The following is a 25306-nucleotide window of genomic DNA, read 5'->3' as shown; positions in this document are numbered from 1 at the left end:
CCGATCAGTGCGTGGGGTGGGTCAGACGGTCAGGTTCAGGCGGTCGGTCAGTTTGTTGGCGGCCGTCTTGAAGACCTCGTCCCGGTCCAGGCCCGCGACGTCGAGCCACAACCAGTCGCTGTGAGAAGCCCGTTCGCGCATCTGGTTCAGGACGGTGTTCTGGTAGCGGATGAAGTCCTCGTCTGCGCCGCCGGAATGGCCGGCCTCCAACGAGGTAAACGAGCCCTTGCGGGCGAGGGCTTCGCGGGCGTCGATGTTCAGGAAGAACGCCAGGTTGGGTTCAGTGAGGTGGGCGAAGACCTGTTCGGTGAGGCGGCCGGGAACCTCGGGGCTGACCGCGTAGCGGGCGAGGATCTTATGGTGTGCGTTGTCGAGCACCACATGGGTGCCGGCGGCGAGCGCGGGCCGGATCACGAGCCGGTCCTGCAGGGTGTACCAAGAGGCCAGCGCCAGCAGCCAGTAGTGGTCGCCGCACTCCTGGGCGACGCGGGCGTCGCGGCGGTAGACCAGCTGGTTGACGTGGTCGAGGTAGGCGGACAACTCCGGGTCCGCCGGGATGCCGGTGGTGTGCTTGCCGACGAGGATCGCCTCGTGGCCTGCATCGGTCAGAGCCTGGTGAAGACGGCTGGCGAGGGTGGACTTGCCGGCCCCGTCGCCGCCGACGAAGGTGATCAGCCGCCCGGGCTCGGGGGCAGTTGTCGGGCTGGTCGTCATCGGGTTCCTTCCAGGAGGTGGGCCGGGTGGCCGGCCAGGCGGAGGGTGATGATGGTGCGGATCCGGTCGATGAGGACGGCACGGCGGCGCAGGACGTCGTTGTGCCGCTCGTTGGACAGGTCGGCGGGGTAGTGCGCGGCGAGGTTGTTGGAGACGACGTGCAGGTATCCGAACCGGATCCCCGCCGCGTAGGCCGCTGCGCCCATCGGGCCGATCTCCGGGTCGACGAAGGCGTACGAGGGCGAGTGCCGGGACAGCCAGTCGCGGTCCTCCAGCAGAATCGAGGGCGAGGAGACGTGCAGGCCGCTGTGCACCCCCTCTTGGGCGGCGGCGAAGTCGCCGAAGAAGTCGTCCCAGCTCACCAGCGCCCCGCGCAGCAGACTGGTGTTGCCGGTCGCCAGCCAGGTATTCGGCTCGATCCCGGGGGAAAGCGAGCCGACCTTGCCGACGTAGACCACGTCGCTGGCCCCGAGTTCGGCCAGCCGTGCGACGACTTGCCCGGCGGCGTCGCCCCAGATGCTGTGGAGGAACCCAAGGTAGGCCACGCGCCGTCCGGCTATCTCGGCTCGCTGCCAGGCGTAGCCGGGCCCCCGGGTCCACACCCCGCTCCTGGGAGCGAGGTGCTCAAGGCCCCAGCCGACGATGACCAGTTCGCCGTCTAGGTCCAGGTCGAGCGTGTCGAGAGCGGAACGGCACTGCTCGTGCCCGGGTGGCTGGTAGGTGACGATGTCGGCCGGACGCCCTGTCATGGCCAGATAGGTGGCGGTGATCAGCGCGTAGTGCTGGACGTAGTCGGCGCCCGGGAACGCCTGGAGGATCAGGTCCCGGCCCTGGGCGGTCGCGGTCGGCCGCTCGATGTTGAACAGCTTCCCGGCCTTCTCGTGCCGGGAGACCACCGCGGTGCGGTCGTAGCCGCCCACCACACGGATGCTGTCCCAGTCCTGGTCCTGGATGAGGTCGTGGACCTTGATCTCCAGGTACCGCAGCAGACTTCCGGGACCCATGGTGTGCCCGTGGACATCGATCGGGCTCGCGCGCAGCAGGCCGGGCGCTGGCTCGGTGATCAGGGAGGTCATCGGCTCTCCTCGGCGATCGTGACGCCGCTGCCGGCCGCGGCACGGACGACGGCGATGTTCCGCCGGATCAGATCGAACCGGTCCGGGGGGATCGGGCCGAGCTTCTCGACGGGCGGCGTGGAGGGCTTCTTGTACGGGCCTTCGGGCCGCAGGGCGATGCCCATCGCGCCGAGGATGACCGGCGCCGCGCCGTCCACGGAGGAGATCCACTCGTGCTCGCGCTGCTCGACCAGCTCCATGTGCCCGGTCCGGCCCAGACCCAGCAGCCGGTAGACGATCAGGTCATCGACCAGACCGTGCTCTTCCAGGTAGGCGGTCGCCAGCCAGCGGTTGCGGCACAGCTGCCCGTCCGGATCCGGACGACGCGAAGCCGGCAGGGCGATAGCCCCGGCCCAGCCGCTGTTCACGAACGCGTCGTAGGTACGCCGCCACTCCTCGTCGTCCGCGGCGTGCAGGACTGCGCACAGCCGGAAGGTGTCGCCGGACAGCTCTCGGATCTCACGCGCGGCCTGCTCGCCGGCCTTAAGGGTGGCAGCCCCGTCCCGCATGACGTCCGGCAGGATGATCTCCCGCGCGGACACCGCGAGCGCGGCCTGGACCAGGTCGGCGGCGGGCAGGGCGTAGCCGAGGTCGAAGAGTCCGTTGTCGACGATGATCTCGGCGCCGCGTACGGCCTCCCGGGCGAAGAAGTCCCGGTACGAGGGGTCCGCCAGGACCCGCTGGGCGGCGACGTGGTGGACCCGGGCGGGCTCCTGAGCGACGAAGGCATGCAGGTAGGCGGGCGGGGCGATCACGGAGAAGTCGATGCTCTTGGCCATCACCGTGCTCCCCACTGCCCGGCGGCGATGGTGAGGAACGCCTGGGAGAGGACCGGGTCGGTCCGGAACCGGCCGTCCTTGTGCACCGTGGTGGTGCGGGCGTCCTCCATCCGCACTCCGCGCATGCTCATGCACAGGTGCACCCCGCGCACGGTGACCGCGACGTCCTCGCTGCCGATCACCCCGGCGATGTGCTCGGCGACTTCGCGGGTGTAGCGCTCCTGGACCTGGAGCCGTCCGGCGAGGTGCCGGGCGACGCGGCCGAACTTGGACAGCCCCACCACCTCACCCTCTGCCAGGTAGCCGACAGCGACCTGCAGGTTCATGGGGATCATGTGGTGCTCGCAGAGCGACCAGATACTCATGCCACTCACCACGACCAGCTGGCCGGCCAGCTGGGATTCGGTGAAGCGGGTGGCCGTCGGCGCACTGCTCGGGGAGAGGAAATCGTTCCACCAGGCCGCGACCCGCTTCGGCGTCTCGGCCAGGCCCTCGCGCTGCGGGTCCTCGCCCAGCTCGACCAGCAGCTGGCTGATGAGACCGGCGACCCGGTCGGTGTCGATGCCGGGCCGGGTCTGGCGGGGCACGGTCGGCGTCGGCGGGGTGACGGTAGTACTCGTCATGTGGGATCTCGCTTTCGCAGTAGCGGAGGGGGCCGGGGCGGCAGGCTGCCCGGTCAGCGACCCTTGGGATCGGCGAAGGCCAGGACGTGGAGCCTGGTGGTGAGGTGCCAGTGCCTGGAGACGACCGCGTCCGCGAGGACACGGGTCGTCGACGTGATCGCCTCCGCGGTGATGCCCTCCGGCATCACCCACACCGGCGCGAGACCGTGCCGGTCCACCAGCTCGGCGATCCAGTCGACGTCGGCGACGGAGGAGGCGACGAACTTGAACGCGGCCCGTCCGGAGGAGGCGAACGCCCGGAGCACGGACGGCACGATGCTCTTGGCCTCGTCCATCCCGAAGCTCGCCAGCTTCGGCGATACGTTGAACCGGACACCGTCGACCAGCAGCGCGGCGTCGGGCATGACCGTGCCGTTGGTCTCGAACTCGACCCGCCGGCCCTCCTCCAGCAACCGCCGCACCAGGGGGACCAGGTTCCTCTGCTGGAGCAGCGGCTCTCCGCCCGTGATGACCACGAGCTCGACCGGAGACTGGAGCACCCACGCCACGAGATCCGATACGGACTCGCGCGTCGAGACCTCCTGAGGGTTGAACTGGCTCCAGTCCCACGTCTCCTTCGTGTCGCACGCCGTGCAGATGAGGTTGCAGCGGGACAGCCGGATAAAGATCGCCGGGTGGCCACAGCTCGGACCCTCGCCCTGGAACGTGGGCACCTCGACACCGAAGCGCTCGGCGACGATCAGCTGCCCCAAAGGCCCGCGCGTGGTTGCTGCGGTGCCGGTCACGTGGCGGCCACATCGAACCGGGCCCAGCTCCGCTGTGTCTCGCGGACGCGGACGGCGGCCAGCTGCCCGGCGATCCCCGGCGGCATGTTCGCGATGAACCAGCCCGCCAAGTACTGCGCCAGCAGCTCGGACGTCGGCTCGAAGGTGAAGACCTCATGCAGGTTGTGGTGGTCGAGCTCGCTGTCGAGGTACCGCTTGAACGGGCTGAGGTCGCCGAAGTCCGTCACGAATCCCGGCCCTTGGAGGGAAGCTGCCGAGAGCACGACCTCGACCTGGTAGGTGTGGCCGTGCTGGCGGGAGCACTTGTGCTCGGGCGGGAGGCTGGCGAGGCGGTGACCAGCCTCGAAGTCGAACGTCTTGCCGATGGTGAACCTGCCGGAAGGCAGCGGAACAGGGGCAGTCTCCACGGGAGTCCCTTTCTCGTGACGGAGGGGGCGAGGGCACCTGCGGCCCTCTCTGACGCCTTGCTCTGTACGGATTCCTGGGGCGCCGGCGGGCTCCGCGCGGCCAGCACGATCCGCCCTCCGCCATGGGCTGGTTCGGCGAAATGGTGTCGCTCAGGGCGGTTGGAGCGCTGGCTCCTACGATGCGCCTCGCGCTGAAGCAGCGTCATTGACCGTGTGCTGTAGGAACATTGACTGCCGCGGTCAATGACCGTCCGCCTTCCAAGGGCTGAGGACGTGGCAGAGCGACGGAGGGGCGGATGGTGGCGAAGGTTACGCGAGCTCGCCGTGCGGAGATCCAGCGTGAAGCGACCCGGCTGCGGGCTCAGTGCCAGCGGGCCGGCGACAGCCAGGAGCGGACCGTCAGTGTGCTCCGGGCGGCGCTTCCCGAGCTGACGGCGCTGGAGGCTTGGCGCCTGGCTCTGGGATGGTCCCGAGCGCAGGCGATCCGCGAGGTCGCCCAGGTCTACCTGGCTGACGGCCTGCTGCCGCCGGCCCTGTCGCAGGCCCTGCTGTGCCGGTACGAGCACGGGCAGGCGCAACCCGGCGATGAGTACAGGATCATGATCTGCCGGGCGTACGGGGCAGACCCCGAGCAACTCGGGCTCGCCACGACCCACCTCTGGTGCAGTACGTGCGCGGCCCCGCTGCCCGTCGACTACGGTCGGCGGCAGCGCGAGGAACAGGGCATCGAACGAAAGGCATCCATGACGACCGCGAGCGGACTGCCCGCCATCCGTGAATCCGTGCAGTGGGCCGTCCAAGACGCGCCCGAGGGCTCGCCGTCGCTCGTCGCCCTCGCTGAGGCGGCAGTGGAGCACTACGCCCTCAACTACAGCAAGCACCCCCCAGCCAGCTTGCACGACGAGGTGCGTGCGACCCGCAACCTGCTCTCCACAGTGGTGCCCGCTGCTGACCGCGCCACCGCACGCGACCTGCGCCGACAGGTCGGCTGGCTCTCCGCGCTCCTCGGAAACCTCGCCTTCCACCTCGACGACCGCGCCGGCGCCCGCGCCCACCTCACCCTGGCCGGAGCCATCGGCGACTCCACCGGAGAAGCCGCCCTCACCGCCTGGTCCAGCGGCGCCCTGGCCATGGTCGCCACCGCCCGCCAGGACTGGGACCACGCCCGCGGACACGCCGAACACGGCCTCCAACACGCCCCCGCCGGCCTGCGCCGCGCCCAGCTCCTGGGCTGGGCCCTGCTGCCCACGCTCGCCGCCCTCGGACACGCCTCCCGGGCGGACGATGTCGTCAGCGAGAGCGACGAAATCATGCAGGCCGCCGCCGAACTGCCCGGACGCTTCGGATACGACCGAGCCGAACACCGCCTCCACGTCGCCGAGGCCCACTTGACCCTTGAGCGCTACGACCGCGCCGCCGAAGTCGCCCGTACCTCCATCGCCGCAGCACCCGAACACACACCGGGATGGGTGGCCGCCACCCTCGTTCTCGCCCTCGCCGAGGCCCGCGATGCCCCCGAGCAGGCAGCCGACCGTGCGCTGGGCGTCCTGGACCTCATCCCGCCCGCACGACTCCGCGCCACGGCACGCACCCGTCTCGCTCGTCTTGCCTTCCGTCTCGACCAGGCGGCGAATGGAGCGGGCGCCGAGCTGGTCGAGCGTTTGCGCGTTCTGCCCGCGCCGATCCGCACGGACGGCACCGCCGCGTAGGCATCCGACCGGCGAAACCCTCCACCGCCAAGGGGCGTTGCCCCCCAAAAGGCTCCCTCGTTCATAGTCGGCAGGCGACAGACGGGGGAGCGCCCCCGCGAGGCCAAGCGGTTCGTTCGGGTGCGGGGCGTCGATGACGAGCAGGTGCTTGTGGCCGCCGGGGATGGACAACATGGTCATGGGGCGGCCGGCGCGGGCGCGGCCGATCTCGCGTAGCGCGCAGACCTGCGGGTGCTCGGCGGCAATCTTGCCCAGCTCCCGCTCCTCCAGGGTGGGCGGCCGGTCGCCGATGTACGGGGCGAACGTCTCGGGGGTCACGACCAGACCTCCTAGCGGTAGCTGCGACCGGTCAGCAGGGCGGTCTGGGCCGGGTCAGTTGCATGGAGCGTGTAGCGGTAGGTGTGGGTGCTCGCCGTGGCGTTGGCTGCGTCGTGCGGCTGCTCTTCGGCGTGCTGGTCCAAGTCCGGAACGGAGAGGGCGGCGAGTCCGCGGGTACTGTCGAACTCGTCGGTGACCAGAGTTCCGGTCAGGACGAGACCGGTCGCGTTCATGCCGAGGAGCATGAGGCCGGGGATGGAATCGGGGTCGAACCGCCCGAGTCTGAAGGGGGCGGGTAAGCGTGCCTTGCGGATCACGGCTGCTCCTTTGCGGTGGCGAGGCTGGTGAGGGTGGGCAGGAGGCCCCAGGTGGCTGCCAGGGCGATGAGGTGGGCGTCGGTCCGGGCGGCGCACCGCTCACGGAGTCCGTCGACGTGGTCGAGGAACGGGCCGGTAGGACGCAGTTCGACGGGAAGTTCGGCGTCACGGCTGATGCCAGCGAGGACGCGCAGGACGGCGATGTCGACCGGGGCGAGGTCGGGGGCGTGTATCTGGACTGTCGGCGGGGGCAGATGACCGCCGGCGAGCAGAGCGGCGGCCTTCAGAGCCTGGTTGGGGGCGTGGAAGAGATTGCCGATCTGCCGCAGGTGCGTCCGGACCGTGAGGACGGACCGGGACAGCTCCTTGGAGATCTGTGCGTCCGAGTGACCCGCGAGAAGGAGTTCGCCGACCTTCAGCAGGGCCGGGGACAGCGGACGCGGGCGAACCGGGGCGGCGCGGCGGGCTGAGGCCGGGGTGGTGGTGGAGGTTTGTCCGTCGACCCTGGGGGCGCCAGCGGCCGGGGGGAGGGGGCCGGTCAGGATCCTCTTCAGGTAGTCGGCGTAGGTGACGCCCCGGCCCGGGGGTACGGCCCAGTGGATGTCCCGGCCGCCGGTCGCTCCGATCGGAGGGATACCTATGGCCGCGCCACATGGCATGACCCGCACTCCCAAGGTCCAGCGCCCGGGCGGTGCGGAGTCCGGCGGTACCAGGAAGACCCAGGTCCGCGTCGTGTGGTTGGCGAGGACCGGTCCCGTGCGTGGTCCGAGGGCGGCCAGCGCCGGCGCGGCCAGGTCGGCAGTGACGCGGACGGCGTCGAAGTCCTCACCGCACGCGCGGCGGACGGTTTCGCCGTTGGTCGGCATCCAGTGCGGCGTGTCCCAACCGCCCGGGAGCGAACGAGTGTGTGTCCTGGCCGTCACGATTTCGCTCCCGCCAGGCGGGGCGTGCTGAAGGCGTTGAGGCTCGCGATTGCGGCTGTCGCGCCCAGGTGGCCGATGTGGCTGAACGCCTGCGGGAAGTTTCCGAGCTGACGGCCGGTTCGCGGGTCGTACTCCTCGGCGAGAAGGCCGAGGCCGGTGCGGATGGCGAGGAGGCTGTCGAGGACGGTGCGGGCATCGTCGGGACGTCCGATCAAGGCGAGGGCCTCGGCCAGCCACCCGGTGCAGATGAGGAACCGTCCTTCGTCGCCCGGGAACCCGTCGAGCCCGATGTCGTCACCGGCGGTGCGGTATCGCAGGACGAGCCCGTCGTCGGTGGTGAGCCCTCGCTGGATGGCCTCGACGGTGCCGATGACCCGCTTGTCGTCGGCGTCGAGGAATCCGGGGGCAGGGCGTGGAGGAGGGAGGCGTCGAGCTCCTTCGACCCGTAGGACTGGGTGAAGGAGTTGAGGTCGTCGTCGAAGGCGTTCTCGCACACCTCGGCGTGGATGGTGGCGCGCAGCGTCCGCCACCGCTCCAGCGGCCCGTCGGCGTGGCCGGCCTCGATGGTGCGGATGGCCCGGTCGATGGTGGCCCAGCCCATGATCTTGGAGTGGGTGAAGTGACGCGCGGGCCCTCGAATCTCCCAGATGCCCGAGTCGGGCTGATCCCAGACCTGCTCCAGCTCCTCGGCGAGCGCGACGATGACCGGACCGAGCCGCCGGGCCCAGCTGCTAGCCGCCTGGGTGAGGTTGTAGAACTCGATGGCGAGTTCGCCGTAGATGTCGACCTGGAGCTGGTCTGCGGCGGCGTTGCCGATGCGGACCGGAGCCGACCGCTCGTATCCGGGCAGCCAGCCCAGCTCCATCTCCGAGAGCTCGGTTTCGCCGCCGACTCCGTACATGATCTGCCGCCGGCCGGTCTCGCTGTGGCTAGCCTGCAGCGCCCAGCACGCCCAGGCGAGCGCCTCGGGCAGGTATCCGTACTTGCGCAGGACGCCGGCGGTGAGGGCGCCGTCCCTGAGCCAGGCATAGCGGTAGTCGTAGTTGCGGATGCCGCCGATCTCTTCGGGCAGGGAGGTGGTCGGCGCGGCCACGATGGCGCCCGTCGGTGCGTAGATGAGGGCGCCCAGGGTGAGCAGGGAGCGGACGACCGCCTCGCGGTCCGGGCCGGTGTAGGTGCAGCGGGCCGCCCATGCCTCCCAGAAGTCCAGGGTGAACTTCAGCAGACCGTCGTCGATCGGCCCGGGAGGTGGGCTGTCCACGCCTTCCCGCCAGGTGAGGCCGAAGGCGACCGTCTGTCCGGCGGTAACGGTGAAGTCCGAGACGAGGTCGGCCCGTTCGACGTGCACGGGGGTGTCGGCGTCGAGCCACAGCCTGCCGCCGTCGCCCTCAGGGAGGTCGATCGCGTGGAGTTGGTCGACCTCGGCGATCCGGGGCACGGTGCTTCCGTAGTCGGGTCGGGCCCGCAGCAGCGACCGCATGGTCATCGTGCCCGAAAGCCCGGTCACGACCCGCACCAGGCGCGGGGCACCACCGCCGGGCACCATGAAGTCGCAGACGACCGCGCTGTCGTCGGCGCAACTCCACGTGGTCTGCAGGATGAGCGAGTTGCCCGCGTACTGGCGGCCGGAGGCGGGTCCGGCGGTGCCGTCCATGAGCATCGTGGGCGCGATCTGCCAGAACCCGTGCTGCTCGGTACCCAGGAGGCTGGTGAAGACGGCGGCGGAGTCGAACCGCGGCAGGCACAGCCAGGGAATGCAGCCGTCGCGGCGGACCAGAGCACTGCCCCTCTGGTCGCCCACGTATCCGTGGTCCTCGATCCACGGGCCGGCGACGGGTGCGTGGTCGGCCGCGTGCTGCTGAGTGATGGCGGGGAGGGCGCTCACGCTGCCACCGCCGCGGGGGTGGGGCGGTGCGGGGCGATGATCTGGCCGTCGGGCAGCAGCTCACCTGTGTCCTCGAAGAGCAGGACCCCGTTGCACAGGAGGGTCCTTCTCTGCACTTCACTCGATCGGGGTTCGTTGGGGATCACTGGGTCTCCTCGGGGCGAGGGCGTGGGATGCCGAGGTTGGTGGTGGGCCTCTTGGAGAGGCGAGCGGCTTCGGCCTGTTTGGCGCGGAGGAAGGTCAGGGTCGAGTCGATGCCTTCGACCTCGCCGAGCCAGTGCTCTTCCTGGGCTCGCTTGCGGCGGAGGAGGAGGTCCTTCTCGATCTCCGCGAGGCGGAAGAGCATCTTGGGGTTGACCTGGAGCATTGGGCAGCGGATGCAGGCGTGTTCGTGGTTGCAGGGGGTGCCGTAGGGGCGGGCGCAGTTCCCGAGTTCGACCTTGCGCCGGTCGAAGTGATCCTCGAAGTCGGCCCACTCCTCGGGCGTGACCTCGGGGTACTCGATCTCCGGTCGGAGGGATCGGCGGTGGTTCAGGAACCGCTGGTAGTTGGCGACGACGTCCTCGGCGAAGACCGCAACGTAACCCTGGAGGGTCTGGAGGTTCAGGTGGCCGAGCAGGGCAGCACCGATGTGGATGGGCAGACCGCCGTTGACGATCTCGGTGGCGAAGAGCCTCCGGAAGTCGTGTGGCGTGAAGGTCATGTCGGCGAAGGCGCGGTGGGTCTCGGCGAGCTCCTCGCAGCTTCGGGCGAACATGTGGATGAACGTGGTCGGGGAGATCACCGATCGTTGTGTGCCGCTCTGTCGCTGCATGAGGAACGGCATGGGTTCTGACCAGGTCTTCTCGTGCGGGTCGTAGCGGTTGAGCAGGTGGACCGGCCGGCCGTCGGGGGTGAGGCGGCGGATGATCTGGGCGATCGTGTGGAACAGGTCCGCGGACATCGGGATGACGCGCTCGCGCTCGCTCTTGGACGGGGCGATGACGAGCAGGGCGATGACCTCGTTGTTCGGCCGTCGGTACTGGCGGATACCGAGGTGGGTGAGCTCGCAGAGCTCCTCGACTCGGATGCCGCTGTGCCGAAGGATTTCCAGGCCGGCCCATTCCCAGAACGCGGTGTCCTCGGTGAGTGTGAGGTTGAGGACCTGCCCGTCCTCGTCGGCGACGCGGACGGGCGGCTCGTCCTGGTTCTTGGCCCAGGTCCGATCACGGTTGCTGTCCGTGCGCTGGTAGGAGTGCCCGTCGTGCTCGAAGACCGCTCCGAGTTCGACGGTGCGGGCCTTCTTGAGCAGGCTTGTTAAGTGCTCGTAGCGGCCTTCGACGTGCGCGACGAGGGTAGGCAGCAGTGGCTGGCGGACCCGGATGCGGTCGGACATCCGCTGGTAGACCTCCCGCTTGCGCTTGGTGAACCCCTTGAGCTCCTTGGGCCGGATCGGGCAGGGCACGACCCATTGAGCCCACCGTTCGGGCTCGTCAATGGCCCAGCTGTGCAGGTCGAGGTAGAGGGAGCGGACGGCCAGGAGGATGCCGGAATCGTCTGCGCGGGTCCGGCGCTCGTCGCGGTCCCACCGCTTGATCGCCTCGCGCCATTGGCCGTAGACCTCCAGGCTCAGGGCCAGGTCTTGCTGTCCCGGGTTGATCTTCTCGATCTTGGTCCAGAATGTCTTCGCGAGCTGGCGGGCCAGGGCCGTGATGGTGGTGTAGTCGGTTCCGGCCCGGCGCCGGGTCAGGTAGTCGATCAGCAGCTGGCGGACGCCCTGATGCTGGATGGGATAGCGGTCGATGAGCTGGGTGACGGTGAGCTGGCCTCGGTAGACGTAGGCCCGCAAGGTCGGCGGGGTGCCGGGCGGGAAGTGGCCCATTTGGTGCAGCACCTGCCAGGCGCCAAGGCCCGCGAAGCGGGTCGCGCCGGCCTTGCTGCCGTGGGTCACTCCGAGCCGTTTGGACTCCATGCCGAAGTGCAGCAGCGCCGACGGCGTCAGGCCCTCCAAGGCGATGCCACCCGTGGTGAGGGCGGCTGTCAGGTCGAAGTTCGCTCGGCCGCGGTGCAGGTGGTGGGCGTCGAAGGCATCGGCCGCGGCGAAGAACTTCTCTAGCAGTGGATCGGGCTGGAGTTCGCGGAATCTCTGTGGGTAGTCCACGAACTTGTTGGCGCGGAAGCCGGAGATCGACGGCCGGATGGCCCGCAGGCAGAAGGCCAGCTTGAGGCCAGCCGTCAGGTCGGCGCTGTCCACGCGGTCACCTTGTGCCGCGAGGACGCGGACCGGTTCAGCACCTTCGTCGTCGAAGCCGCTGGCCTGCCACCTTTCCTGCCAGGTGTTGCCGGGCACCTCCGAAAGGACGGCGAAGACCCTACGGATGGCCGCCCGGCGGCGCCCCGGGTTGGGGTGGCCCTTGGTGACTCGCTCGACGATGCGCAGGATCTCGGAGACCGGGGCCCGGGAGAGGTCCCCGAAGGGGCCGGGCGGTGTGCTGGGCAGCGACGCCGGTGCCGCCTTCAGCTCCGCGCCGGCGAACCGCGTGATGGGAGCGGGAATGAATACTTCGTCGCTGCTGTAGTCGGTGCGCCGGTTGCGGGTGGTGAAGGTCTGGATGTCAGCCACCGAACACCGCCTTGAAGTCGTCCGGGTCGTAGCCGGGGGCGATGGCGGGCTGGAGGCGAGGCCGCTGGTAGTGGGCCTGGAGGGCGTCGAAGAGGTCCTCGACACGGGCGTGCAGGTAGCGGCCGGTGGTGGCCAGGTCCGCGTGCCGCAGGATGGCCCGGACCTCGACCAGGGTCAGGGCCGGGTCGTTCGCCATCCTCTCGGCCGCCGTGTGCCGCAGGTCGTGCAGGCTCCAGTTCGTGCCCAGTCGGTCGTTGGCGCGCTGGATCACGCGCCGCATCGCCCAGTAGGTGAGGGGCTTGTCCGGTCCGCGGCGCGTGCGGAAGACCGGCTCGTGCGGGGCAGGCAGGCCGATCGCGTCGAGGTAGGCGGCCAGCACCACCAGGGCCTGCGGGCTGACCGGGATGGGCTCGCGCAGCTTCGTGCCCTTGGAGATGACGTGAACGATCTGGGCCGGCCAGTCGACGTCGGCCGGGGTGACCCTGAGCAGCTCGGAAGCACGGGCGCCGCTGGAGACGTAGAGCAGCACCGCGGCGCGGTCACGGTCGTGGTTCATCGTGGCGAAGAACTCGTCCCACATCGCGTCCGGGATCGCCCGCGGCTGTGTGACCGGGACGCGCTGGCGGAGGCGGGAGCGGCGGAAGGCCGGCATGGCCTCCGCCGAGCTGCGGTGAGCCAGCGCGCGGCGCCGGGCCTCGGAGAGCGGGACCGGGTTGATCAGCGGACCGCGGCCCAGGTGGCGGTGGAAGTCATAGAAGCTGGCGACGACCGTCAGGGCGTGGTTGATCGTCGCCGGGGCGTACCCGGCCTTCAGGTACCGCTTGCCGGTCCGCGGGTTGACCGAGCCGGGCTGCGGCGCGTCGGGCCGGGTGCGGCGGCGCTGCGGATTCGGTGCCGTACGAAGCCATCCCACTATCACTGCCACCTCCCCTTCCGTTGCCTTGTCCCAGGTCACGTTCAAGAGCCACAGAAACCGGAACCACCGCAGCAGGTCATTGGCGTAACTACGGCTGGTTGCAGGACTGTTGTCGTTCAGGGCGAGGTCCCGCAGGTAGGGCGTCACCGACTCGACCGGGCTTCCAGCCGGGTCGAGTACGGCGTACACCGGGTGCTGGGTCTCCAGCCGAACGACCGAGCCGACGCGAGGCAGGACAGCCCGCCCCTCCATCAGCTGGTTGTGCAGATGCGACGTCACGCAGAACTCCTTGGGCAGCCGGACATCGCATTGCCCAACGACTTCAAGAAGGTGCAGCTAACAGACCACCCCTGCTCGTAATGAGAGGCGGTCGGCTTGGCCGCCTCCCGGTAGGGGGAGTCTGCGCCCGGGCAGGGGATCGGGTGCTCACACATGGTGGAGTCCTTGCTGGAAATGGACGGGGGGAAGGGATGCGGACGCGCGTCGGTTAGGCGCGCTGGGTGAGATGGAGGCCGCGTCCTGCGACGGCCGGACGGGCCCGACGCTGGGCCACGAGCGGAGTGCCGAGCGTGGTCGGCCCCAGCTGACGCGGACCGGGTCGCCGGGGTTCGAGGGCTGGGTGATCCACAGCGGGGCGAAGCCCAGACGGCCGGAGATGAACCGGCTGGCGGCGTCGGCCGCCTCCTGGTCGGGGACGTAGAGGTGCCTGGTGGGCTGGGGGCCGCCGGCCGGGGCGGCGAGGCGGTAGCCGCTCAGGAGCGGCACGATGACCCAGCGCCCCGCTTCCGGCGGCTGGGGGCCTTCGTCGTGCAGGCCGGCCAGGTCCACGGCGAACTGCGTCGGGCCCAGGACCTGCCGCTGCCAGGCCCGCCGGATCATCGAGGCCCGCGACGTGGCATCCAGCCTGGCCCGGGTCTTCTTCAGCAGGTACTGGGCCTGGTAGGGCTTCAGACCCAGAAGCCGTGCATAGGCGTTGACCGGCCTGCCGGCGGCGAGCGTGCGGACTAGGCCGTACGCGTTCGCCTCCAGAAGCAGTGGATGGAGAACGGCGGGGGCGACCAAGGCGCCGTGGGTGTAGGCGTGGTCCACGAGCTGAGGCCGGACGACGGCGTTGAGCCGAAAGCGGCGCGCGATCCGGGCCAGCCGGTATTGCACGTGCCTGTCGGCGCTCAGGCCGAGCCGGGACGCGATCTCCGGATCCTCGTGGCCCTCGGCGACGAGCTCCAGGACCTGTCGCTCCAGGTGCGGCAGCGGCGCCTCGGAGAGGGCGGGTACGCGGGCGCTCATGCGGCACGCGTCTCGGTCGCGCATATGGTGATCTGCTGTTGCTGGCCGCGCTGACTCACGTGTGCACTGACGGCCACGACGGCGAAGTACCCGTTGGCGCGGACCTCCACCAGCCCGGTCGTGGCGAGGTCCGCGAGCGCCAGGCGGACGTACGAGGCCGGTACCCGCAGAGCCCTCGCCAGCTTCCGTTCGCGGATCAGGGAAGACGGGGCCAGGGCCCCGCTCGTGATGCGCTGCTGGATCTCCTGCGAGACGGAGCCGACCGAGAGGCCGGGCAAGAGGGCCTCGCTCAAGGCCCGAAACATGTCGCGGCCCTGGCCGGCGAGGAGGCACACCTGGGCCCAGGTGCCCCGGACACCGTGGGGAGACGGGGTGAGGGCCGCGATCCACACATCCCATCGGACCTGGTCTGCCGGGGAGTCGCTCGCGGTGCGCAGTGTTCGGGCTTGGCCGAGCCACGGCTGGGTGGAGGAGTACACGAGGTGGTATGCGTCCTCGACGGACCTGGCCGGCACCACGGTGCGTCGGACCTTGAGTGACTGCAGCCTGTTGATGTCCCGCTTCAGCATGCTTGCGGTCTGTGCGGCAGGGGTTGCCGGAGGACGGCGGCCGATCAGGAGGGAGGCGGTCTCGTACACGGTTCAAAGACCCCTTACGCCGACAAGCACTCGGCCGAGGAGACGGGGGGCGACCTCACTCGTACGGTGCAGCGCACTGCGCCCGGTCTCCGAAGGCTGACCGGGGCGCGAATGTGCCCGTTCGTGTCTCCGGGGTTCGGCCGCAGGCGCGAGGCTGACCTCGGCCCACACGACCTTCCCGGTCTTGTCGCGGTTGCGGACGGGGTAGTGCCCCCACTTGCTGCTCATGGCAGCGACGAGGAGGATCCCCCGGCCGCTCGTGGAGTCGACCCCGGGCTGCTTCAGGACGGGCGCCTGCTCGTCGTTGTCGCACACCGACACCCGGACCGCCCCGTTGCCGATCTGAAGCACCAGCTCGAAGGTCCTCAGGGTCGACAGAGAGGAGTACGGCGAGACCTGCTCGCCCTTCTCGGGGTGCTGTACCGCGTTCGTGGTCAACTCGGAGACGATGAGTTCCACCGTCTCGATGACTTTGGCCGGCACCTGCCAGCGAGAGAGGATGTCGGTGGTGTGGAGCCTTGCCCAGCGCACGGCGTTCGGCGTGGTCGCCAGCGTGAGGCTGTCGCTCGGGGGTGGTGCCTGGGACACGATGTGCCTCCCGAGTTGGGAGAAGGGACCGTCGAATGGCCGGGCCGACGAGCAGCGTGTGAGCTCGGGACCGCGGGGAGGGCAACGTTCGCTCTCCGGGCCCAGGAGCAGCAACCGCGACGGTGCACGTAAACGTGACGGGCGTACGTGACCCTTCACGTATTTCCGGGTCCTTGGTCGACGGAGTCACGTTTTCCCCCACTGGCCGGTCAGCAGGTCAGTACGCTGGCGAGCGAGTTGGAAGGGGATCGTCTTCATGAGTGGCCTTGAATCTCACGGCCCGTCCTGCGCACGCCGGTTACGCGAGAGCGGCGCCGAGCGAGGACGCTCAATCGGCGAAATCGCCCACTCGATTCATGCACATTGCTCGGTCTCTCGCCTGCGTGCGCAGCGTCTGGCCAGGGGCCTCACCCTTGTCGACGCTGCGGAGCAGATGCGCGGTCTTGTCTCCGAGCAGGACGGAGCCCCGCGGGTCACCGTGGAGCAGCTACGCCTTTGGGAGACAGGAAAACACCGGCCACTTCACTCGACAGTGCTCGTGCTGGCCGCCTTCTACGCCTGCTCACCAGGCGACTTGGACTTGGACGACACCGAGGCCGTCGCGGGAATCGTTCTTCAGGTACGGGCCCCGCACATGCCTCGCGCCGAGCAGCACAGCGTGCCCGATATTTCCGGGCGCGCTCCGGCTGCTGCTGCTGGATCCCTCGCCGATAGGGCCGATCTCGTACGCCGAGCGGTGGACCGCACCCTTGCCTCGGCTACGGTCACCCCCACCCAGCTGGACCACATTGAGGAGATGGTCCTCTGGGCTAGCCAGGAGTACGTCTCCACGCCGCCGGCCTTGATGCTCAGCCGTCTTCTGGACCTGCTGGCGGAGGTCCAGGGGCTAGCCGTGTCCCGGCAGCCGGCCGCCGTTCAGGTCCGCCTCTCTGAACTGACCGCCATGATCTCCACGTTGACAGCGGACGCGCTCATGAAGCTCGGCGACCTGGCGCGGTCAAGATCTTGGTACGCCACGGCGCGCACCGCCGCGGATGACAGCGGGAACGTCGAGCTTCGCGGCCGTGTCAGGGCACAGGCCGCGATGTTGCCCTTCTACTACGGTCCGATCACCAGCGCGGTGAGCCTCTGTCGAGAGGCCAGGGTGATCAGCAGCAGAGTACGGGCCTCCGCCACGCATGCCTTCGCGGCAGCAGCGGAAGCGCGGGCTCAGGCCAAGCTCGGGGCCCGGACCGAGGCCGAGGAGGCGCTGCGGTACGCGGCCAAGGCGTTCGAACACTTCGGAGGGGACTCGTCCAACGACGCCTTCGCCTTCCCGGAGCGCCGCTACCTGCTCTACAAGAGCGGCACGTTGACAGCACTGGGCCACACCCGCGAGGCACGCGTGGTCCAAGAAGAGGCTCTTGCCCTCTACCGGGACAAGAGCGGAATCGATCCGGCGCTCCTCCGGCTTGAGGCCGCGATCTGCTTTGCGCGGGATCGCAGTCCTGACGAAGCCTGCCAGCTGGCCGGCACCACCTTCCTGCGCATGGACCCCGCTCACCGTACGCCCATCGTGGAGGAAAGGGCCCGTGAGGTCGTAGAGGTCCTTCCGCCGGCGATACGCACAGGCCGAGCGGCACGCGAGCTTCTTGAGATCATCGAGCTTCCGCCCGGCCGGATGTGACAGGACGGGCCTTCGTCGGTAAGCCTGTGTGGCATGACAATCACGCCGGCCCCCGGTGGGTTCGACGAGTTCGAGATGTACCAGGTGCTGGAGCGGGCCTGCGCTAAGGCCGGCCTCGACAGCCGCGACGCGCGTCTCCTCCGCGGCCACACCAATGCGGTTCTCCTCCTGGAGAAGGAGCAGGTGGTAGCCAAGATTGCCCGGAAGGGGACGGACGTCGACAGCGTCGTGCGCACGGTTTCCTTCGTACGCTGGCTCATCGAAGCAGACTTCCCCACAGTCTCTCTTCACCCCTTCGATCAGCCGCTGATCATCGACGGACACGCTGTCACCTTCTGGACATACCTGCCACAGCCCGAGAGCCCGGTGGCGGCCTGGCAGCTGGCAGGGCCCCTCAAGGCACTCCACACCCTGCCTCAACCCCCGATCGTCCTCGCCGAGCACGACAACATCCGTGCGATCCGCCGCTCACTGGCGGCGATCACATGCCTCCCTGCCGCGTGCGTCCGGTGCATGGAGGAGGAGGTGGACCGACTCGAAGAGGCGTTGGAAGGCATCCCGTTCGCCCTGGCCCCCGGACTGATTCAGGGCGACCCTCAGCACCGAAACGCGCTACATACTGCCGATGGAGCTGCGGTGTTGTGTGACTGGGACACGATCGCCCAAGGCCAGCCGGAGTGGGACCTCGTCACTGTCGAAGTCCACTGCCGCCGGTTCGGGTACGGCCAAGCCCACTACCAAGCGTTCGTGGACGCCTACGGGTGGGACATCAGGAAGAGCACTGGCTATTCGGTTCTGCGTGATATTCGCGAAATGCGCATGGTCACGACAAACGCCCGGAAGGTTCGGCATGCCCCCGAGTCCCTGAGTGAGATCCAGCGCCGGGTTGACGGACTCCGGAGGCGAGACAGGCAACTTCGCTGGAACATCCTCTAGGTGTCCCTTCCTGCTGCGGCGAAGTGGCTGGGCGGGTGGCTCGGCGCGGCTGGTCGGAGCCACTCACCACCGTGGCACCTTCCGGAAGTGTCGGTGTGCCCGCCTGAGGTAATAGCGCGGGCATCGAAACCATCAGTAGGGGGCGGCGGTTCATGGGGTCAGCGAGCAGCAACGGTGCCGGCAGGGCTGACTTCAGTGCCCGGATACGGGATCGACTGGCCCGTAGAGCGGCCTTCCGCTGCTCCAACCCCCAGTGCGGTGCTCTGACGGTTGGCCCGGGGGCTGGTTTGGAGGATGTGGCCTACACCGGTACGGCGGCGCACATCTACGCAGCAGCTTCTGGAGGCCCGAGGGGCACCGGCGGGCTGACGCAGGAGCAGCTCTCCGCCATCGGCAACGGAATCTGGTTGTGCGCCAAATGCGGCCGGCTGGTGGACACCAATGAGGGCAACGCCTACCCCGCCTCGCTCCTCCGCAGTTGGAGGGACCTCCACGAGTACCGGACGCGCCTGGAACAGGGAGGGTATGGCCGCCCCGCTGGCTGGGTCCAGGCGATCGAGATCCACGAACATTTCGTCATCCGGCCAGGAGCGATGCGGCTGTCCCGAGGCAACCTCCTCGGCGGCATGAACGCCACCGGAAAGACTCAGTTGCTTCAGCTGCTTCGGTCGATGACGGCGCCGCAGCCTCTTATGGACGGCTCCAAGAAGCTGTCCTGCACCATCAGTTGGTTCGATCCGGACCGGCGGACGGCGAAGGTCGGGGTCGTCGGAAGGTCGCTGGAGTATGAGATCGACGGGAAGCGGGTGCCGCTTCCTCCTCACCCGTATCGGGTACTGGACGTGCACCCGTCATGGCCGCGTCCGCATCAACCTGGGATGGGATGGCTGGCGGATTTCCTCGGCGTCGATGAGTGGACGGCCGGGAACGTTGTTTCCGGTATGCCGGAGGTCATGCCGGACGTCTTTTCCCATGTTCTTGTGACAGGGGACGACATTGAGGTCACCTATGTGGAGCGGGAGGAGCAAGAGCCAGCCTCCTGGCGTTGGATGCTGTTCCCCTTCCGTGCCCTGGCTGTACTCGCCGAACTTCAGGCCCGCGCTGAACCGACGATCCTCGTCCTCGACGACCCTTTCGACCATCTGCACCCTCTGGCGGTTCGAGAGGTCATGAACGTCTTTGATTCGCCCGCTCTGTCCTTCCAGACGATTATTGCAACGCATAGCCCCCAGGCCTTCGCGTGGGCCAAACGAGGATGGACCGCGACACTGCTGATGCCGGATGGGCCACACAGGTCCAGAATCTCTCAGGATGCAGCGGACATAGACGCACTCCTTGAGGGGCGTCTGAGCGCGGAGGACCTCATGGCTGAATGGGAGGGGCGCACGACCGGTTAGACGCGGCCTTGGTGTTGCTGTATTCGGCCATCTGCCTGAGGTAGCGGCCTTCCGGGTATTGCCGACTGTTGTTGCAACAGGTGTCGGCCGCCCCAAAAGGCGCCGGCAAGGGTCGGGAGTCGGGGGTCGGCTGCGTGCTCCCCACACAGCCGAGTCATCACCTCCGGTCGGCCCTGGTGTCGGACACTCCAGCCGACGCCAGGAACACCAGGACGGCCCGCCCATGGAGGGTAGGGCGTGATCGTTTGCCGGACAACACGTGGGAGGGGATTCGCCCACGGCAGACGTGTATGTGCTGACCAGGGCTGGAAGCTCTCCCCGAAGCATGTCAACGTACAGCATCCCGAGAAACACGGCCCCGCCTGCTGCAGGCCTTTGGTGGTGAAAGCGCAGGATCGAACGTTGATCGAGTCAACCGTGCCGGAACATACACCGCAATCCCCGGTTAGCCTAACCGGGGATTTCATGGACCATGGATTCGGTTCGTGCCGACCTCTGCGGGAGTCGGCGCAGGTGTATTTATCTGAGTTTGGAAGGAATCTTCATGCATGGTGGAAGCTATCGTCTTCTGACGTCGGCCGAAGTGGCCGATTGGTTGAAGGTGAGCGAATTGACGATCAAGAACAAATATCGAATGTGGGGCTTGAAGCCTCAGAAGGTCGGTCGCCTACTCAGGTTTCGTGAGCGCGATGTGATCGCCTACCTGGAAGAGAAGTACGGCTAGGTCGGGACACAGTCAGAGATATTCCTTTGAAGTTGGAGGGGGTTCGATAGTTTGGCGCGAGTATTCCAGAAGTGCAAGGAAGACGTGAAGAGCGTGCACTACCTGTGCGGTGTTGTCCGCTGCGGCCACCCTTGGACGGTGCGCTATCGGGAGCCCGGTGGGCGGGGTGGGCGTCAGCGTGAGAAGTCATTCCAGAAGAAGGGGCCGGCGGATTCCTTCGCCGCCAAGGTCGAGCGTGAGAAGGATCTCGGCACCTATATTGCCCCCACGGGCCTGCTCGTGCCCCTTGCGGCTGTGTACCGCGAATTCATCGACTCGGGTAGCAGGGTCAACGGGACGCGCTACCAGTACGAGACGAGCCTTCGCCTTCATGTTGAGCCGTACTTCGGGGCCACGGCCATCGGGGCTGTTAAGGCGAAGCATCTCAATGCATGGCTGAAGTGGATGGTGGAAGATCGTGGCTATGAAGACAGCACGGCCATCAACCGCTACGAGACACTCGCTGGCGTCTTCAGCTTCGCCGTGGCCAACGAGTACATAACAAGAAATCCGTGCCAACACGTTCGCACCGGTCGGCAGCGGGTGAAACGCCGAGTCAAGAAGACGATCCGCCTGCCTACCTTGGCGGAGATCGAAGCGATCGAGCGGAATCTTCCCGGCCCCTACAAGCTGCTGGTGTGGCTCATGGCTGGGTGCGGGCTGCGTATCGGCGAGGCGTGTGCCGTGACCCTTCAGCAGTTCGACTTCGAGGGCTCCATGCTCCATGTCGACCGGCAGGTGTCGCAGGACGGCGAGAACGAGGAGCCGAAGTCTGCGGTCCAGAGAGCCATCACCAAGGGGCGGGGGCGGGCCCATTGCATCCGCCATCTCAAGTGGCGCGACCTTGATGAGGGCAGAGCGATACCCGTGCCGCCCACCATCATGACGAAGGTGGAGGAGCACATCCGGCTTCACGGCACCTTCCGAGTGGAGGAGGGACTCAACCGCCTGGAGGGGGACTACCTCTTCGCCAATATCGGGCGCACCAACATTCTCATGTACTCCCTCGTGGACCGGCTCTGGCGCAACGCCAAGAATGCGGCGGGCATTACGCGCAGGATCACACCGCACTGGCTGCGCCACTTCTTCGCCTCCGCCGGCCTGTCGAAGGGAGTGCCGGTGACGGACATGGCCGAGTGGCTGGGGCACCGTGACCCGAAGATCACCCATCAGACCTACGCGCATGTGATGCCCGATGCTCCCGACCGGTTGCGGTCGCTGATGGATGCCGTCTTCACGATGAAAACGGAGCTCAACCTGCCGCTTGAGTTCGAGGCGGTGGTCGAGGCGGCCTGACTCGATCTATGACCGCGTGATGCCCTCAGCCGTGCTTCTCGGCTGTGGGCATCACGCATTCCGGGACCGTCACGGGCGCTACTGACAGTGATCGCTCTCGGGTTCGTTTGTCGATCCGTGGTCTGCGCGGGCGAGCTTCTCCCAGTGCCCTGGCTGGCACGCGATTCTTCCGTGCTGGTTCGGTGCTGACTTCAGGGGGCCCATGAAGGAGAAAGCGCAGGTCGTAGCTCTAGTCCGATGAGTTGTCGTACCACTCGATGGTGGTGCCGATCAGGCTCGCGGCGACGATGCGCTTGAGGTTCGATTCGGCCGGTGGAGCCGCTGCGGGGGAGGCCATGTGCACCACTTCCAGGCGATGAACGGGGACGTTGACGTGTCGCCACACCGTAGAAACATGCAGGTCACCGTCGTATGTGGTGGGACACCATAGTTCTAGCGGACAGAGTGCGCGTGACAACCATGGGGGCGGTGCCAGGGTCTCCGCGACGGCCTCGACGGAGCCCTGAAGGGCCGATCGGGGCATCGCCCGCCCGCGTTTCGTTCTGCGGGGTCGGCCGAGGCTGCCTAGTGTCTTGGCATGGAGCACACAGACAGTGCCCGGCCCATCGACCCGGAGGTGCCTGATGCCGGAGCTGTTCATCGGAGGCACGTGGGCCGCCGCTGCCGACGGTCGTACGCGGGAGATCCGCTGCCCGGCGGACGGCACCCTGGTCGCCACTGTGGACGAGGCCGGGCCCAAGGACGCGGCAGCGGCCGTCGCCGCCGCCCGCGAGGCGTTCGACAGCGGGCCGTGGCCCGCCACGCCCGCCGCGGAGCGCGGACGGCTGCTGGTGCGCGTCGCCGATCTGCTGGAACGTGACAAGGCGGCCTTCGCCCGGGCGGAGTCCCTGGACACCGGCAAGCGGCTCGTCGAGTCCGAGTACGACATGGACGACATCGCGGCCTGCTTCCGCTACTTCGGCAATCTCACCGCGGCGGGCGGCAACGACCGGATCATCGCCACCGGCAACCCGGATGCGGACAGCCGGGTGGTGCACGAACCGGTCGGAGTGTGCGCCCTGATCACCCCATGGAACTATCCGCTGCTGCAGACCGCGTGGAAGGTCGCCCCGGCGCTCGGGGCGGGCAACACGTTCGTACTCAAGCCGAGCGAACTGACCCCGCACACCGCGATCCTGCTGATGCGGCTGCTCACCGAGGCGGGGCTGCCGCCAGGAGCCGGAAATCTGATCCTGGGCACGGGCGCCGAGGCCGGCGCGCCGCTCACCGAGGATCCCCGCGTGGACCTGGTGTCGTTCACCGGCGGCCTGGCCACCGGACGCCGGATCATGGCGGCGGCGGCGCCCACGGTGAAGAAGGTCGCCCTGGAGCTCGGTGGCAAGAACCCGAACATCGTCTTCGCGGACGCGGACTTCGAGGCGGCCGTCGACCATGCGCTGATGGCCGTCTTCCTGCACTCCGGACAGGTCTGCTCGGCAGGCGCCCGGCTCCTCGTGGAGGACTCTCTGCACGACGCCTTCGTCGACGAGCTCGTGACCCGCGCGCGAGCCATCCCGATGGGCGGCCCGTTCGACGAGAACGCGCGGACCGGGCCACTGATCTCGGCGGCACACCGCGACAAGGTGGAGGCCTACGTGGCCGCGGGCCTGGCCGAGGGCGCGGTGCTGCGCTGTGGCGGGGCACGGCCGACGGACCCGGAACTCGCCCACGGCTACTACTATCCGCCGACCGTCCTCGACGACTGCACGCCCGGGATGTCGGTGGTCCGGGACGAGTCGTTCGGCCCGGTGCTCACGGTCGAGCGGTTCGACAGCGAGGCCGAGGCCGTCGCGGTCGCCAACGACACCATGTACGGCCTCGCGGGTGCGGTCTGGTCGCAGGACACCGGCCGCGCACACCGGGTCGCCTCCCTGCTCCGGGCGGGCACCGTGTGGATCAACGACTTCCATCCCTATGTGCCGCAGGCCGAATGGGGCGGCATGAAGCAATCCGGTTTCGGCCGTGAACTGGGGCCGGCGGGACTCGCCGAATACCAGGAGACCAAGCACATCTGGCGCAATCTCGCCCCCAAGGCGCAGAGGTGGTTCGAGTGACCGCACAGCCGACAGGCCAGGACCGGCCCGGTGCCGGCGACGGAGCCCCGCACGACGACGACTCGGTGACCGAGCTCGGCTACCGGCCCGAACTGAAGCGCACGCTGGGCAACTTCCACACCTTCGCCGCGGGGATCAGCTACATCTCGATCCTGACCGGCACGTTCCAGCTGTTCTACTTCGGAGTCGCCTTCGGCGGCCCGGCCTACTGGTGGTCGTGGCCGATGGTCTTCGTGGGCCAGCTGATGGTGGCCCTGTGCTTCTGCGAGCTGGCGGCGCGCTACCCGGTCGCGGGCTCGGTCTACAACTGGGCGAAGAAGATGGGCGGCCCGCACGTGGGCTGGCTCGGCGGCTGGATGATGATGACGGCCACCATGGTGACCCTGTCGGCCGTGGCCCTGGCGTACCAGATCACGCTGCCGCAGATCGACCCCTGGTTCCAGTTCGTCGGCGACGGCAGCGGCGCGAACGACGCCGCGGCCAACGCGGTCCTCCTCGGCACGGTGCTGATCCTCTTCGCCACGCTGGTCAACGCCTTCGGCGTACAGCTGATGGCGCGGATCAACTCGGCGGGTGTCTTCATCGAGCTGATCGCCGCCGTGGGTCTGATCATCTTCCTCGCGGCGCACATCACCCGTGGACCCAGCACGGTGCTCACCGACACGTACGGCCTGGGCAGCGGGGAGACGCTCGGCTACTTCGGGGCCTTCCTCACCGCTTCACTCGCGTCGGCGTACGTGATGTACGGCTTCGACACGGCGTCCTCGCTCGGCGAGGAGTCCCACAACCCGGGCCGGAACGCGCCGCGCGCGATCCTGCGGGCGCTCGTCGCGTCCTTCCTCATCGGTGGTCTCATCCTGCTGTTCGCGCTGATGGCCGTGCCGAATCTGCAGGCGGAGGAGCTGAGCACGGGTGGCCTGCAGTACGTGGTCCTTGAGACGCTCGGGTCGACGATCGGTGAGATCTTCCTGTGGTGCGTGGTCGTCGCGATCACCGTGTGCGTCCTTGCCGTCCAAGCGGCGGGCATCCGGCTGATGTTCGCGATGGCACGGGACAACAACCTGCCCGCCGGATCGGTGCTCGCCAAGGTGAGCCCGCGCTTCCGGACCCCGGTGATTCCCGCCGTCGTGATCGGCGTGGTGGGAGTGGTCATCCTGGTCATCAACATCAACCAGCCGCAGATCTTCTCGGTGATCACCAGCATCGCGGTCATCATGATCTATCTGGCGTACCTGATGGTCACCACCCCGATGCTGATCCAGCGGCTGCGCGGGAACTGGCACCCCCGCGAGGGAGACTTCTCGCTCGGCCGTTTCGGACTGCCGATCAACATCCTGGCGGTGCTGTGGGGCGCCGCCATGTCCCTGAACCTGGCCTGGCCCCGTGCCGAGGTCTACAACGCGACCGGGGCCCAGCACTGGTACCTGCGCTGGGGCGCGTTCCTGTTCATCGGCATCGTGGCGCTCGGCGGCTTCGCCTACTACTGGTTCGTACAACGGCACCGTACGGGCGTGCTGGCCGAACACCGCGCGGACGCCCCCTGATCCAC

23 protein-coding genes and 1 pseudogene are annotated in these 25306 nt (G+C 68.3%); 8 read left to right on the top strand and 16 right to left on the bottom strand.

All coding sequences use genetic code 11. From position 1 onward, the window contains the following. Positions 1 to 21 precede the first annotated feature (21 nt). Genes ACFWRO_RS20675 through ACFWRO_RS20650 form a run of 6 tightly spaced genes read right to left on the bottom strand, consistent with a single transcriptional unit; the run spans position 22 to position 4423 of the window. Entirely contained in the window at positions 22 to 714 is a 693-nt protein-coding gene (locus ACFWRO_RS20675) for a dTMP kinase (RefSeq protein ID WP_384512231.1), read from the bottom strand. After that, complete coding sequence (locus tag ACFWRO_RS20670) at positions 711 to 1790, bottom strand: hypothetical protein (protein WP_384512229.1); 1080 nt, start codon at positions 1788 to 1790, stop codon at positions 711 to 713. The genes ACFWRO_RS20675 and ACFWRO_RS20670 overlap by 4 nt, the downstream gene beginning before the upstream one ends. Further along, entirely contained in the window at positions 1787 to 2608 is an 822-nt protein-coding gene (locus ACFWRO_RS20665; RefSeq protein ID WP_384512228.1) for a hypothetical protein, read from the bottom strand. Before ACFWRO_RS20665 ends, ACFWRO_RS20670 begins: the two co-directional genes overlap by 4 nt. Continuing rightward, a complete protein-coding gene (folE, locus tag ACFWRO_RS20660) occupies positions 2608 to 3231 on the bottom strand; it encodes a GTP cyclohydrolase I (RefSeq protein WP_384512226.1) in 624 nt (207 codons plus the stop codon). Before folE ends, ACFWRO_RS20665 begins: the two co-directional genes overlap by 1 nt. A gap of 53 nt (positions 3232 to 3284) precedes the next feature. Further along, positions 3285 to 4016 carry a 7-carboxy-7-deazaguanine synthase QueE gene (locus tag ACFWRO_RS20655; protein ID WP_384512224.1) on the bottom strand — a complete coding sequence of 244 codons (732 nt, stop codon included), beginning with the start codon at positions 4014 to 4016 and terminating at the stop codon, positions 3285 to 3287. Then, positions 4013 to 4423: a 6-pyruvoyl tetrahydropterin synthase family protein gene (locus tag ACFWRO_RS20650; RefSeq protein ID WP_384512222.1), complete on the bottom strand. Its 411-nt coding sequence runs from the start codon at positions 4421 to 4423 to the stop codon at positions 4013 to 4015. Before ACFWRO_RS20650 ends, ACFWRO_RS20655 begins: the two co-directional genes overlap by 4 nt. A 296-nt stretch (positions 4424 to 4719) precedes the next feature. Between ACFWRO_RS20650 and ACFWRO_RS20645 the strand changes: the two genes are divergently transcribed. Continuing rightward, positions 4720 to 6132 carry a Twin-arginine translocation pathway signal gene (locus ACFWRO_RS20645; RefSeq protein WP_384512220.1) on the top strand — a complete coding sequence of 471 codons (1413 nt, stop codon included), beginning with the start codon at positions 4720 to 4722 and terminating at the stop codon, positions 6130 to 6132. 329 nt (positions 6133 to 6461) lie between these two features. Here ACFWRO_RS20645 and ACFWRO_RS20640 read toward each other — a convergent pair whose 3' ends face one another. The 10 genes and pseudogenes from ACFWRO_RS20640 to ACFWRO_RS20595 all read right to left on the bottom strand — a co-directional run bounded on the left by ACFWRO_RS20640 (position 6462) and on the right by ACFWRO_RS20595 (position 15606). After that, positions 6462 to 6767, bottom strand: a complete 306-nt coding sequence (locus tag ACFWRO_RS20640; RefSeq protein WP_384512218.1) for a hypothetical protein — start codon at positions 6765 to 6767, stop codon at positions 6462 to 6464. Next, positions 6764 to 7633: a hypothetical protein gene (locus ACFWRO_RS20635; protein WP_384512216.1), complete on the bottom strand. Its 870-nt coding sequence runs from the start codon at positions 7631 to 7633 to the stop codon at positions 6764 to 6766. Before ACFWRO_RS20635 ends, ACFWRO_RS20640 begins: the two co-directional genes overlap by 4 nt. A 53-nt stretch (positions 7634 to 7686) precedes the next feature. After that, positions 7687 to 9509 (bottom strand): annotated as a pseudogene (locus tag ACFWRO_RS20630) (glycoside hydrolase family 15 protein). 62 nt (positions 9510 to 9571) lie between these two features. Then, positions 9572 to 9721, bottom strand: coding sequence for a DUF5999 family protein (locus tag ACFWRO_RS20625; protein WP_384512214.1), 150 nt, complete (start codon positions 9719 to 9721; stop codon positions 9572 to 9574). After that, entirely contained in the window at positions 9718 to 12177 is a 2460-nt protein-coding gene (locus ACFWRO_RS20620; protein WP_384512212.1) for a tyrosine-type recombinase/integrase, read from the bottom strand. Before ACFWRO_RS20620 ends, ACFWRO_RS20625 begins: the two co-directional genes overlap by 4 nt. Next, positions 12170 to 13372: a tyrosine-type recombinase/integrase gene (locus ACFWRO_RS20615; RefSeq protein ID WP_384512210.1), complete on the bottom strand. Its 1203-nt coding sequence runs from the start codon at positions 13370 to 13372 to the stop codon at positions 12170 to 12172. Before ACFWRO_RS20615 ends, ACFWRO_RS20620 begins: the two co-directional genes overlap by 8 nt. Beyond that, positions 13369 to 13527 carry a DUF5999 family protein gene (locus ACFWRO_RS20610; protein WP_384512208.1) on the bottom strand — a complete coding sequence of 53 codons (159 nt, stop codon included), beginning with the start codon at positions 13525 to 13527 and terminating at the stop codon, positions 13369 to 13371. The genes ACFWRO_RS20615 and ACFWRO_RS20610 overlap by 4 nt, the downstream gene beginning before the upstream one ends. Further along, positions 13520 to 14380 carry a helix-turn-helix transcriptional regulator gene (locus ACFWRO_RS20605; protein WP_384512206.1) on the bottom strand — a complete coding sequence of 287 codons (861 nt, stop codon included), beginning with the start codon at positions 14378 to 14380 and terminating at the stop codon, positions 13520 to 13522. The genes ACFWRO_RS20610 and ACFWRO_RS20605 overlap by 8 nt, the downstream gene beginning before the upstream one ends. Continuing rightward, positions 14377 to 14949: a GntR family transcriptional regulator gene (locus ACFWRO_RS20600; protein ID WP_384512204.1), complete on the bottom strand. Its 573-nt coding sequence runs from the start codon at positions 14947 to 14949 to the stop codon at positions 14377 to 14379. The genes ACFWRO_RS20605 and ACFWRO_RS20600 overlap by 4 nt, the downstream gene beginning before the upstream one ends. Before the next feature lie 72 nt (positions 14950 to 15021). After that, on the bottom strand, positions 15022 to 15606 hold the full coding sequence (locus ACFWRO_RS20595; RefSeq protein ID WP_384512202.1) for an ATP-binding protein: 585 nt from the start codon (positions 15604 to 15606) through the stop codon (positions 15022 to 15024). Between the two features lie 580 nt (positions 15607 to 16186). Here ACFWRO_RS20595 and ACFWRO_RS20590 point away from each other — a divergent pair. From ACFWRO_RS20590 to ACFWRO_RS20560, 7 genes are all read left to right on the top strand, one after another. Next, on the top strand, positions 16187 to 17272 hold the full coding sequence (locus ACFWRO_RS20590) for an XRE family transcriptional regulator (RefSeq protein ID WP_384512200.1): 1086 nt from the start codon (positions 16187 to 16189) through the stop codon (positions 17270 to 17272). A gap of 33 nt (positions 17273 to 17305) precedes the next feature. Beyond that, positions 17306 to 18208 (top strand): aminoglycoside phosphotransferase family protein, encoded by a 903-nt coding sequence (locus tag ACFWRO_RS20585; protein WP_384512198.1) that lies wholly within the window; start codon positions 17306 to 17308, stop codon positions 18206 to 18208. A 296-nt stretch (positions 18209 to 18504) separates the two neighbouring features. Further along, a complete protein-coding gene (locus ACFWRO_RS20580) occupies positions 18505 to 19605 on the top strand; it encodes an AAA family ATPase (RefSeq protein WP_384512271.1) in 1101 nt (366 codons plus the stop codon). Between the two features lie 544 nt (positions 19606 to 20149). Then, entirely contained in the window at positions 20150 to 20329 is a 180-nt protein-coding gene (locus ACFWRO_RS20575; protein WP_384512196.1) for a helix-turn-helix domain-containing protein, read from the top strand. A gap of 84 nt (positions 20330 to 20413) precedes the next feature. Next, entirely contained in the window at positions 20414 to 21664 is a 1251-nt protein-coding gene (locus ACFWRO_RS20570; protein WP_384512194.1) for a tyrosine-type recombinase/integrase, read from the top strand. A 623-nt stretch (positions 21665 to 22287) separates the two neighbouring features. Then, positions 22288 to 23757 (top strand): aldehyde dehydrogenase family protein, encoded by a 1470-nt coding sequence (locus ACFWRO_RS20565; protein WP_384512192.1) that lies wholly within the window; start codon positions 22288 to 22290, stop codon positions 23755 to 23757. Then, on the top strand, positions 23754 to 25301 hold the full coding sequence (locus ACFWRO_RS20560; protein ID WP_384512190.1) for an APC family permease: 1548 nt from the start codon (positions 23754 to 23756) through the stop codon (positions 25299 to 25301). The genes ACFWRO_RS20565 and ACFWRO_RS20560 overlap by 4 nt, the downstream gene beginning before the upstream one ends. The last annotated feature ends 5 nt before the right edge of the window (positions 25302 to 25306 follow it).

The organism is Streptomyces sp. NPDC058579 (assembly GCF_042718575.1).
Classification (GTDB): domain Bacteria; phylum Actinomycetota; class Actinomycetes; order Streptomycetales; family Streptomycetaceae; genus Streptomyces.
Note: the sequence above shows the minus strand (reverse complement) of the source record. Positions and strands in the feature narration are given on the sequence as shown.

Coding starts and splice junctions, on each gene's coding strand:
- ACFWRO_RS20675 (WP_384512231.1), bottom strand. CDS start 714: ATGACGACCAGCCCGACAACTGCCCCCGAGCCCGGGCGGCTGATCACC.
- ACFWRO_RS20610 (WP_384512208.1), bottom strand. CDS start 13,527: ATGTGTGAGCACCCGATCCCCTGCCCGGGCGCAGACTCCCCCTACCGG.
- ACFWRO_RS20565 (WP_384512192.1), top strand. CDS start 22,288: ATGCCGGAGCTGTTCATCGGAGGCACGTGGGCCGCCGCTGCCGACGGT.
- ACFWRO_RS20585 (WP_384512198.1), top strand. CDS start 17,306: ATGACAATCACGCCGGCCCCCGGTGGGTTCGACGAGTTCGAGATGTAC.
- ACFWRO_RS20670 (WP_384512229.1), bottom strand. CDS start 1,790: ATGACCTCCCTGATCACCGAGCCAGCGCCCGGCCTGCTGCGCGCGAGC.
- ACFWRO_RS20635 (WP_384512216.1), bottom strand. CDS start 7,633: ATGCCGACCAACGGCGAAACCGTCCGCCGCGCGTGCGGTGAGGACTTC.
- ACFWRO_RS20605 (WP_384512206.1), bottom strand. CDS start 14,380: ATGAGCGCCCGCGTACCCGCCCTCTCCGAGGCGCCGCTGCCGCACCTG.
- ACFWRO_RS20600 (WP_384512204.1), bottom strand. CDS start 14,949: ATGCTGAAGCGGGACATCAACAGGCTGCAGTCACTCAAGGTCCGACGC.
- ACFWRO_RS20575 (WP_384512196.1), top strand. CDS start 20,150: ATGCATGGTGGAAGCTATCGTCTTCTGACGTCGGCCGAAGTGGCCGAT.
- ACFWRO_RS20665 (WP_384512228.1), bottom strand. CDS start 2,608: ATGGCCAAGAGCATCGACTTCTCCGTGATCGCCCCGCCCGCCTACCTG.
- ACFWRO_RS20645 (WP_384512220.1), top strand. CDS start 4,720: ATGGTGGCGAAGGTTACGCGAGCTCGCCGTGCGGAGATCCAGCGTGAA.
- folE (WP_384512226.1), bottom strand. CDS start 3,231: ATGACGAGTACTACCGTCACCCCGCCGACGCCGACCGTGCCCCGCCAG.